Origin of the sequence: Paraburkholderia solitsugae, assembly GCF_013177695.1 — a bacterium.
In the GTDB taxonomy this organism is placed as follows: domain Bacteria; phylum Pseudomonadota; class Gammaproteobacteria; order Burkholderiales; family Burkholderiaceae; genus Paraburkholderia; species Paraburkholderia solitsugae.
The window spans coordinates 32642-43186 of record NZ_WOEY01000025.1 but is presented as its reverse complement, the minus strand read 5'-3'; the positions used below and the strand labels follow the sequence as shown (position 1 = coordinate 43186).

At 59.4% G+C, this 10545-nt stretch carries 7 protein-coding genes and 1 pseudogene; 4 read left to right on the top strand and 4 right to left on the bottom strand.

Annotated features, from left to right (window positions below; translation table 11 throughout):
* Positions 1-379: 379 nt before the first annotated feature.
* From GNZ12_RS45500 to dnaA, 4 genes and pseudogenes are all read right to left on the bottom strand, one after another.
* Positions 380-526 (bottom strand): annotated as a pseudogene (locus GNZ12_RS45500) (TniQ family protein); the annotation flags it as partial.
* A 1318-nt stretch (positions 527-1844) separates the two neighbouring features.
* On the bottom strand, positions 1845-4319 hold the full coding sequence (gene gyrB, locus GNZ12_RS06325; RefSeq protein ID WP_172309534.1) for a DNA topoisomerase (ATP-hydrolyzing) subunit B: 2475 nt from the start codon (positions 4317-4319) through the stop codon (positions 1845-1847).
* 114 nt (positions 4320-4433) lie between these two features.
* Positions 4434-5537 carry a DNA polymerase III subunit beta gene (gene dnaN, locus GNZ12_RS06320; RefSeq protein WP_074281733.1) on the bottom strand — a complete coding sequence of 368 codons (1104 nt, stop codon included), beginning with the start codon at positions 5535-5537 and terminating at the stop codon, positions 4434-4436.
* 219 nt (positions 5538-5756) lie between these two features.
* Positions 5757-7394: a chromosomal replication initiator protein DnaA gene (dnaA, locus tag GNZ12_RS06315; protein WP_216673109.1), complete on the bottom strand. Its 1638-nt coding sequence runs from the start codon at positions 7392-7394 to the stop codon at positions 5757-5759.
* Between the two features lie 402 nt (positions 7395-7796).
* Between dnaA and rpmH the strand changes: the two genes are divergently transcribed.
* From rpmH to yidC, 4 genes are all read left to right on the top strand, one after another.
* Positions 7797-7931 (top strand): 50S ribosomal protein L34, encoded by a 135-nt coding sequence (rpmH, locus tag GNZ12_RS06310; RefSeq protein WP_004198824.1) that lies wholly within the window; start codon positions 7797-7799, stop codon positions 7929-7931.
* Between the two features lie 23 nt (positions 7932-7954).
* Positions 7955-8434 (top strand): ribonuclease P protein component, encoded by a 480-nt coding sequence (rnpA, locus tag GNZ12_RS06305; protein ID WP_172309533.1) that lies wholly within the window; start codon positions 7955-7957, stop codon positions 8432-8434.
* A 97-nt stretch (positions 8435-8531) separates the two neighbouring features.
* Positions 8532-8762 carry a membrane protein insertion efficiency factor YidD gene (yidD, locus tag GNZ12_RS06300; RefSeq protein ID WP_007180115.1) on the top strand — a complete coding sequence of 77 codons (231 nt, stop codon included), beginning with the start codon at positions 8532-8534 and terminating at the stop codon, positions 8760-8762.
* Positions 8763-8792: 30 nt separating this feature from the next.
* Positions 8793-10454 carry a membrane protein insertase YidC gene (gene yidC / locus GNZ12_RS06295; protein WP_172309532.1) on the top strand — a complete coding sequence of 554 codons (1662 nt, stop codon included), beginning with the start codon at positions 8793-8795 and terminating at the stop codon, positions 10452-10454.
* Positions 10455-10545 lie beyond the last annotated feature (91 nt).

Genomic DNA, 10545 nt, shown 5'->3' with positions numbered 1-10545 from the left:
CTGGACGCCAATCGGCGCAGTCACCCTCAATCCGGAGCGCGAGTCAGTCGTCACGATGGCCTCGCACGCCACACTTAAACAGCCTTTGGCTGCATGACTGAGGCGACAAGTACCTTGACACGCGCCGCAACGCGTCGAGCAACGCCTCCAGAAACAAAATACAAGTGAGCTGCTCGAAAGCTCCCGGGGTGTCGTTCTCAACGATCGACCGTTCGAAACCCGACCACAATCGATCGACGTGCCGCCGTTCGCTGGGCATTGGGCATACTGCGCCCGCCCAGAACTGTTCATCCGTGACCTCGGTGACGAAGTATCTGTTTTCTTGCCTGTAGCCTCTCGTCATCACGGGTTCGACCAGATCGTCTTTTAGACGGATATGGTGGATAGTGCAAACATCAAACACTGTGAGGCGCCAGCGCGAGCGAATGTGTCTCGACTGCGTCATGCACTCAGGGCAATACCTGATCTTGTTCACACGGGTATCACCAGTTTGGCCATTAGGATCGGGCGAAGCGCGTTTGCCCATTCGCCTTCCGGCACTTGCATGCATAGGTATTCGTCATTCAGACGTAGAATGCGTTCCTCATCGAGGCTCGACAGCCCAAGCTTCAAAATTTCGTCCACGACAAAACCTGCTATCGTCCTCCCGTCAGCCTTTCCATCCTGCGACTCGGAATCTTCGTTCGCAGCGCAGCGCCCGTGAACAGTGATCGGTCAATCATGCGGCATGATCGCGCGATTTTCTTTGGCGAGGCGTGAGTGACTCGAACACTCCACCTACGGAATAAGAGCACACGTCGAGAGCCTCCCTGACTACGGGCAGGCGCTCAGTATGTGACTTGTAAGGTGCCAAGGTAACGTGTAGCCCTTCTGCAACAGTGCAGAAACGACCTGGTCGAGTTCGGCTATGCGGCAAAGCAAGACACGCACCTCCTTCCAGAGATTCGAGCTGGAAGCCAAAATTGGGGGCGCATTCGGGGCATCTCTTCTGCTGGGATAGAAAGAGTGCTTATCTGTGGAGGAGTGGGGACCACGCGCCGCGCAAGTGGCGGCCAGTTGAAAAAGCGCTTTGTTTGATGCTGCCGGACACGCGAGCGATCTGACTTTTCTTTGGATACGTCAACTGGACCAGTTGCGTCGTCGACGCTGCCGGCGCAGCCCGCGCTGCTTACCCTCCTATGGGCGTCCTGCAAGGTGGTGGCAACAGGTCAATTTGTTTGCCGTAAGCGGATGGGCGCGACAGGCCCTAGCAGTCGGTTGCGCGACTTCGTCGGACGGTCAACCCCTGAAGGCCTTCGCCGGACCGATGAAGCATGGCACTTCGTGCGGCCAGTGTCTATTTGACGTGCTGCGGTCTCAATCAAAATGCATACACAGCGCCTACGCAGAATCCAGAAAGCAAAAAGCCCAGTCACAAGGACTGAGCTTTTTTGCTTGATTCTTTGGTCGGGCGTGAGTGACTCGAACACTCGACCTACGCATTAAGTGTATTAGCCGGCGCTCGACCGGTCGAACGATGTCAGCGGGGATTTCGGCCATTCCCGACCTAGGAAATGATTCTTCAGAGCGAGTCAAACCTCAAGCCTGCGCCTTTGGCGCACCGCTTCACGGCTTCGGGCTTGATATTCCCCCCGGAAAAGCCGCTATCAAGTCGGAAATCGACGGAATGAACTGACGCTGTCAGTCGAGTCAAATCCGGCTGACTACACGTTAAGAGTCTGCAAATCACGATGACGGGCAGATTTTTCTAAAGATGTAGGTCAGTCGCAGGAACTTTGTCCGGTAGTCGCAAAACTGTGGCGCCAGTCGCACTTACTCTGGCGCCCTACGGCCCGACACAGGTATCAAACGTCAATATTCCCCGCCCGCAACGCATTCGACTCAATGAAAGCCCGACGCGGCTCCACATCATCCCCCATGAGCGTCGTAAAGATGCCATCAGCCGCAATAGCATCCTCAATCTGCACACGAAGCAAGCGACGCACAGTCGGATCCATCGTAGTTTCCCAAAGCTGCCCAGGATTCATCTCACCGAGACCCTTATAGCGCTGCTTGGAAATATTGCGCTCAGCATCAGCCAGCAACCACTTCATAGCGCTCTTGAAGTCGGTAACAGCCATACTCCGCTCACCACGTTTAATGACGGCACCCGTCCCAATCAACCCCTTAAACGTATTAGCGGTATTGATCAGCTGTTGGTAATCCGCGGTCAACTGAAAATCCTGATCCAACACAGAAATCTTCTGATTCCCGTGATGAGTCCGCGCAACGCGCAGCGAGCGCAGCTCACGCACCGGGTCATACATCGTGGTGACCTTAACCTCAGGCTTCAGCGCATCATCACGCAGCTTCGCTTCCAAAGCCACAGCCGAAGCCTCAGCCGCTTCCTCACTGGAGAGGTCAATAACAACTCCATCCATCACAGCCTCAAGCGCCCCAGCGTCATACAACCGGCTCAGACGGTTAACAACAGCTTGAGCCAGCAAATAAGCCCGAGCCAACTCGCCCAACGCATCCCCAGTAATCGGCGTAGCCCCTTCAGAAGCCAACAACTCCGACCCCTGCAACGCCAGCTTCAGAATGTGAGCATTAACCTCAGCCTCATCCTTCAGATACCGCTCATCCTTACCCGCCTTGATCTTGAACAGCGGCGGCTGCGCGATATAGATATACCCACGCTCGATCATGTCCGGCATCTGACGATAGAAGAACGTCAGCAGCAGCGTGCGGATGTGCGCGCCGTCCACGTCAGCATCGGTCATGATGATGATGCGGTGATAACGCAGCTTGTCGAGGTTGTAGTCTTCCTTGCCGATCCCGCAACCCAGCGCCGTAATCAGCGTCACAATCTGCTCCGAAGAAAGCAGCTTGTCATAGCGCGCCTTCTCCACGTTGAGCACCTTGCCGCGCAGCGGCAAGATCGCCTGAAACTTCCGGTCACGCCCCTGCTTCGCCGAGCCGCCTGCCGAGTCGCCCTCGACGATATAAATTTCCGACTTCGCCGGGTCCTTCTCCTGGCAATCCGCCAGCTTTCCAGGCAAACCAACGCCATCCAGCACGCCCTTACGACGCGTCATTTCACGCGCCTTCCGAGCCGCATCACGCGCCCGCGCCGCATCAACAATCTTGCCGCAAATGATCTTCGCGTCGTTCGGCGTTTCAAGCAGGAATTCTTCGAGCGCCTTCGCGACCACATCCTCCACCGGCGCGCGCACTTCCGACGACACCAGCTTGTCCTTGGTCTGCGCGCTGAACTTCGGCTCCGGCACCTTCACCGACAGCACGCACGAGAGCCCTTCGCGCATGTCGTCGCCGGCCGTCTCAACCTTCGCTTTCTTCGCGACTTCGTGATCGGTGATGTACTTGTTCAACACGCGCGTCATCGCCGCACGCAAACCGGTCAAGTGCGAGCCGCCGTCGCGCTGCGGAATGTTGTTCGTGAAGCAGAGCACGTTTTCGTTGTAGCTGTCGTTCCACTGCATCGCGACTTCGACGGCAATGCCGTCCTTCTCGCCGGCGACGTGGAAAATGTTCGGGTGCAGGACGGCCTTGTTCTTGTTGATGTACTCAACAAAACCCTTCACACCGCCCACAAACGCGAAATCTTCTTCCTTGCCGCTGCGCAAGTCGTGCAGGCGAATCCGCACGCCGTTATTCAGGAACGACAGTTCGCGAATCCGCTTGGCCAGAATGTCGTAGTGATATTCGACATTGCCGAAGATCGTCTCGTCGGCCATGAAGTGCACTTCGGTGCCGCGGTTTTCGGTGTCGCCAATCACCGGAATCGGCGACACAGCCACGCCGTCGATCTCTTCGATCACGCGGTTCTGCGGTACGCCACGGTGGAATTCCATGAAGTGCTTCTTGCCGTCACGGCGCACCACAAGGCGCAGCCACGACGACAGCGCGTTCACGCACGACACACCCACGCCGTGCAGGCCGCCGGACACCTTGTAGCTGTTCTGGTCGAACTTGCCGCCGGCGTGCAGCTCGGTCATCACGATTTCAGCGGCACTGCGCTTCGGATCGTGCTTGTCGTCCATCTTGAGACCGGTCGGCACACCGCGGCCGTTGTCGGTGATCGAAATCGAGTTGTCCGCGTGGATGGTGACCTGGATGTCGTTACAGTACCCGGCCAACGCTTCGTCGATCGAGTTGTCGAGCACTTCGAACACGAGGTGATGCAGGCCGGTGCCGTCCGATGTATCGCCGATATACATCCCGGGACGCTTGCGCACAGCCTCCAGACCTTCAAGGATCTGAATGGACGAGGCGCCATAGCCGCTATTGTCGGGTTGCGAATTGTTCGTTTCAGTCATGGATTTTTTCCGGTTCTGCGTTACTGCAAGGTTGCTGCTCGGGACTTTTCAAAACACCATAAAAACGCCAAAGGGGCGCTGCGCCCCTTGGTGTGTTCTTGGTTTTTGGACGCGTTAGATGCGCATCGGCATCACGACGTATTTGAATTCGTCGTTCTCGGGAATCGTGATCAACGCGCTGGAGCTGGCGTCGCCAAGGCTCACTTGCAACATGTCGACCTTCAGGTTCGCGAGCACGTCGAGCAGATACGTGACGTTGAACCCGATATCGACGCTGTCGCCGTCGTACGCGATTTCCAGTTCTTCCTGCGCCTCTTCCTGATCGGCGTTGGTCGACATGATCTTCAACTGGCCCGGCTCGATGATGCAGCGCACGCCCTTGAATTTGTCCGACGTCAGAATCGCGGCGCGTTGCAGCGAACGCTGCAGTTCTTCACGGCCGATCAAGAACTGATTCTTGTGCGACTTCGGAATCACGCGCTGGAAGTCGGGGAATTTGCCTTCCACCAGCTTCGACACCAGTTCGACCTGGCCGAAGGTGAACTTCACCTGCGTCGCGGCGATGTCGATCTTCAGCGTGTCGTCGATGTCTTCCAGCAGACGCTGCAGTTCGAGAATCGTCTTGCGCGGAATGATCACTTCCTGGCGCGCGAACGATCCTTCGATCTTCATCGACGAGAACGCCAGACGGTGGCCGTCCGTTGCGACTGCCATCAGCTGGTCGCCGTCCACCACCAGCAGCATGCCGTTCAGGTAGTAGCGGATGTCCTGCTGGGCCATCGAGAAATGGACCATGCCGAGCAACTGACGGAACGTCTTCTGGGGAACCACCAGGTTCGCGCCGTAGTCTTTAGCTTGAGCGACGGTCGGGAACTCGTCGGCCGCCAGCGTTTGCAGCGCAAAGCGGCTCTTGCCGGATTGCACGGTCAAACGCTTGTCGTTCAGGGTCAGCGTCACTTGCCCGTCGGGCATCGCGCGCAGAATGTCGAGGAGCTTTCTTGCTGCCACCGTGGTCGCGACCGAATCGCCGCCCACGCCGAAATCGGCACGCGTGGTGATCTGCAACTCGAGGTCGGTCGACAGGAACGACACGTCAGGGCCGTTCTTGGTAATCAGCAAATTGGCGAGGATCGGCAACGTATGGCGGCGTTCGACGATGCCGCTCACGGTTTGCAGCGGCCTGAGGAGGTTATCGCGTTCGGTCTTGACCAGTTGCATAGAGTTCCTTCGTTGATATAACGGCCTGCGCGCCTGACTTGCCAGCCTTACAGCGCGCAACCGCGGCTCCCCGCCGGCGCCACGCAGCGCCTGTCACGGCGTGAATTCCGCCCGCGGCCGCCGGGCGGTTAAACCTGTATTGTGCCTGAAAACAGAACCGCTCCCCTAAAATGGGGGCGAGTTCCGAAATAAACAGGTCGATTTTTACGTCCGGGTTGCTTAACCCTTCAGCGTTTGCTCCAGCACGTGCAGTTCGTGGTTCAACTGCGCGTCCGTGCCGCGCTCAGCGGCAATCTTGCGCACAGCGTGCAGCACGGTGGTGTGGTCGCGGCCGCCGAACAGTTCGCCGATTTCCGGCAAACTCTTCTGCGTCAGCTCCTTCGCCAGATACATCGCGATCTGCCGCGGCCGTGCAATGTTCGCCGGACGCTTCTTCGAATACATGTCCGCGACCTTGATGCTGTAGAAGTCAGCCGTGGTCTTCTGGATGTTTTCCACCGAAATCTGCCGATTCTGTACCGTCAGCAGGTCTTTCAGCGCTTCTTTTGTCACTTCGATCGTGATTTCGCGGCCGTGGAACTTCGAATACGCGAGGATCTTGCGCAGCGCGCCTTCCAGTTCACGCACGTTCGAGCGCAGATGCTTGGCGACGAAGAACGCGACGTCTTCGTTCAGGCTCACGAATTCGGATTGCGCCTTGCGCATCAGAATCGCGACGCGCATTTCCAGCTCGGGCGGCTCGATCGCCACCGTCAGGCCGGAGTCGAAGCGCGAGATCAGGCGGTCGTCGATGCCGGAGATTTCCTTCGGATACGTGTCGCTGGTGATGATCACCTGCGCCTTGTTCGCGACCAGCGCCTCGAACGCGTAGAAGAATTCCTCTTGTGTCCGCGACTTGCCGGAGAAAAACTGAATATCGTCGATCAGCAGCAGGTCGAGCGAGTGGTAGTAACGCTTGAAGTCGTCGAACGCCTTGCGCTGGTAGGCCTTCACCACGTCGGACACGTACTGTTCCGCGTGGATGTAGCGAATCCGCGCGCCGGCCTTGTCCATCAGAAGCTGGTTGCCGATTGCGTGAATCAGGTGGGTCTTGCCCAGGCCCACGCCGCCGTACAGAAACAGCGGGTTGTACGAGATGCCGGGGTTGTCCGCGACCTGAATCGCCGCGGCGCGCGCCAACTGGTTGGCCTTACCGGTCACGAAATTGTCGAAGGTCAGCACGGGGTTGAGCTTCGAACGCTCGTACATCGAGTCGTTCTCACCATTGCCGCTCGAGCTCGCGCTTTGGCCCGGACGCCACGTGCGGCGTGCGGCCGCAGCTTCATTCGCGTCGAGGCTGGGGAGATCGAGGTCGGCAGCATCTTCAGCCGCCGCGCGGGCGTTCGCGTTGTGGTCAGCCGCAGCGCGTGCATTCGCGTTGAGGGTCGCCATCGCGCTGTTCGCGCCGTTGGCGCGCGCGGCTTGCGACGCTTGTACGGCACCGACGGCTGCGTCCACGGCGGCCCCACCGCCGTTTGAACCAGACGAATGGCCGCCGCCCATCGGGCCAGACGCGGAAGACGGACGCGACGGAGCCGGCGACGAGGTCGCCGCCGGTGCGCGCATACCGGCTTTCGGGTCCAACACAAATTGCACATCGACCGGCGTCTGCCAGAAATCGCGGGCCATATCGGAAATGCGGCCGGAGAACTGGCTCTTGACCCAATCGAGCTTGAAGCGGTTCGGCGCAGCGATGCTAAGCGTGTTCGCAGCGGCGTCGAAGGCGACCGGGGCCAACGGTTTGATCCACGTCACGTACTGCTGGGGCGTAAGCTCACGCTCCAGCAATGCGGAACAGTGTTGCCAGAAATCGTTCATCGAGTTGCTGTCGTTATGGTGTGCACGGCGGTTCGCCGCTGCCCCTGTCGCGCATACGCAACAAGGCCCTGAGCAGCCAGGCCGAACCAGGCGCGATGGCTCCAGGCGCTTGTGCCACAAGGGTTTGCGGGGCAAGCGAGCCGGAGCAGCGTGCAGAATTTTTGGGAAGTAAGGCGAGATTCTAACGCCAAAACGTCGGCGAAAGGGAGTTATCCACAGGGACTGATCATCTGGCGAAGTCTTCCTGGGGTCAGGCCGAGCCAAGCTAAACTATTGACGGCCAAAAGAAAACCGGTTTAAATAGCGGGTTCCGCGAAAACCAATTCTGTAAACCTCCGGCCATTGCCGCTTCAGCGATGATCGTGCGGTTAATTTTCGATCAGTCGATCAAGTGAGAGCAACATGAAACGTACTTACCAACCTTCCGTTACCCGTCGCAAGCGCACCCACGGCTTCCGCGTTCGCATGAAGACCGCAGGTGGCCGCAAGGTCATCAACGCACGTCGCGCGAAGGGCCGCAAGCGCCTCGCCATCTAAGGTAGGCGAGCGGATTGCGCGCTGTGACTGACGCCCGCGGTGAAGCGGGAACGGCAGGGGCGCCGCAACTGGGCTCGGTTCCGTTGCGAGCGCAAGCCGCCTTCCCCAAAGCCGCAAGGCTACTGAAAACGGATGAATTTTCATCCGTTTTTCGTTTGCGCCCGTGGCGCCGCACCGCGCACTTCGTGGTGTACGGCCGGCCCACCGGTAATGACGCTCGCTTAGGTCTCGTGATCGGCAAGAAGTATGCGCCGCGCGCGGCCACGCGTAATCTGGTACGTCGACTCGCGCGTGAAGCCTTCCGGCTGCGTCGCGCGGAATTCGGCGGTTGGGATGTGCTGCTGCGTTTGCACACGCGCTTCGACAAGAAAGCTTTGCCGAGCGCCTCGTCGCCGCCGTTGAGGGCGTTGTGCCGCAGCGAGATAGAGGCGCTGCTCGACAAGGCAGCGCGCGAAATTGTCCGTCGCGAGGCGCCGCCCGCGGAAGCGCCCAAGACGGAATGACGCTCAAGTGACCACCCGCTTTGCAGCTATAGCAGTCAGGCTGCGCGGGCGTCGCCCGGTACTCCACGTTGCGCGGCGCCGTCCGGCCGCACCAGCCATGCAAACGGTACTCATCGCTTTACTGCGTTTCTACAAGGTTGCTGTGAGCCCTATGCTCGGCAACCGGTGCCGTTTTTACCCTTCCTGTTCTGATTACGCGCGCGAAGCAATCCAGTATCATGGCGCCGCGCGCGGGACTTATCTCGCCGCCAGGCGTATTTGCCGCTGCCACCCGTTTTCCGCGGGCGGCATCGATCTCGTCCCGCCTCCCACTTCTGAAAAGCGCTGACGCGCCGTTCCATCGACACTGAGACAACGCATGGATATCAAACGCACCGTCCTATGGGTCATCTTTTTCATGTCAGCGGTCATGCTGTTCGACAACTGGCAACGCGACCACGGACGCCCGTCGATGTTCTTCCCGAGCGCCAACCCGACCAAGACCGTCGGTAGCGCCGCACCGGGAACCACGACGCCGGGAACCCAGTCCGCCGATCTGCCGGCCACCAACGGAGCAGCGCCCGGCAATGCGCCGGCTGCTGCGGCCCAAGGCCAGCTGATCAGCTTCAGCACCGACGTCTATAACGGCGAGATCGACACCCGCGGCGGCACGCTGTCGAAGCTGTCGCTCGTCAAGCAAGGCGACGGCAAGACGCCCGATCTGGTCATCACGCTGTTCGATCGCACCGCGAACCATACGTACCTGGCGCGCACCGGTCTGCTCGGTGGCGATTTCCCGAACCATACCGACATCTACACGCCGCTGCCGAACCAGCCGCACGATCTGACGGGCGACGCCAAGTCGTTCCAGCTCAGCTTCGAGTCGCCGGTCAAGGGTGGTGTGAAGGTCATCAAGACCTACACGTTCACGCGCGGCAGCTATGTGATCGGTGTCGACACGAAGATCGAGAACGTCGGTACCGTGCCGGTCACGCCGTCGGTCTATATGGAACTGGTACGCGACGACACGCCGGTGGAAACGCCGCGCTTCTCGCACACGTTCATCGGACCGGCTGTCTACACCGAGCAGCACCACTTCCAGAAGATGACGTTCAGCGACATCGACAAGAACAAGGAAGACTTCGTCAATTCGGCCGACAACGGCTGGATCGCGATGGTGCAGCATTACTTCGCGTCGGCGTGGATTCCGCAGCAGGGTGTGAAGCGCGACATCTATGTCGAGAAGATCGATCCGGCGCTGTATCGCGTCGGCGTGAAGCAACCGGTGGCGACCATCGCCCCGGGCCAATCGGCTGATGTGTCCGCGCGTCTGTTCGCCGGTCCGGAAGAAGAGCGCATGCTCGAAGGCATCGCGCCGGGTCTGGAACTGGTGAAGGACTATGGCTGGGTCACGATCATCGCGAAGCCGCTGTTCTGGTTGCTCGAGAAGATCCACAGCTATGTCGGCAACTGGGGCTGGTCGATCGTGCTGCTCACGCTGCTGATCAAGGCCGTGTTCTTCCCGCTGTCGGCAGCGAGCTACAAGTCGATGGCGCGCATGAAGGCGATCACGCCGCGTATGACGGCGCTGCGTGAACGCTTCAAGGGCGATCCGCAGAAGATGAACGCCGCGCTGATGGAGCTGTACAAGACCGAGAAGGTCAATCCGTTCGGCGGCTGTCTGCCGGTCGTGATTCAGATTCCGGTGTTCATCTCGCTGTACTGGGTGCTGCTGTCGTCGGTGGAAATGCGCGGCGCGCCGTGGATTCTCTGGATCCACGATCTGTCGCAGCAGGACCCGTTCTTCATCCTGCCGGTGCTGATGGCCGTCTCGATGTTCCTGCAGACGCGTCTGAACCCGACGCCGCCGGACCCGGTTCAAGCCAAGATGATGATGTTCATGCCGATCGCGTTCTCGGTCATGTTCTTCTTCTTCCCGGCCGGTCTGGTGCTGTACTACGTCGTGAACAACGTGCTGTCGATCGCCCAGCAGTACTACATCACGCGGATGATGGGTCAGTCGAAGACGAAAACGGCCTGATTGATGTCTTGCCTAAGGCGGGCGGTGGTAGCGCCCGCTGGCTGACAGAAGCAGCAGCTAGCCGTAAAAAAAGCCGCCCGGTTTGCGCCGG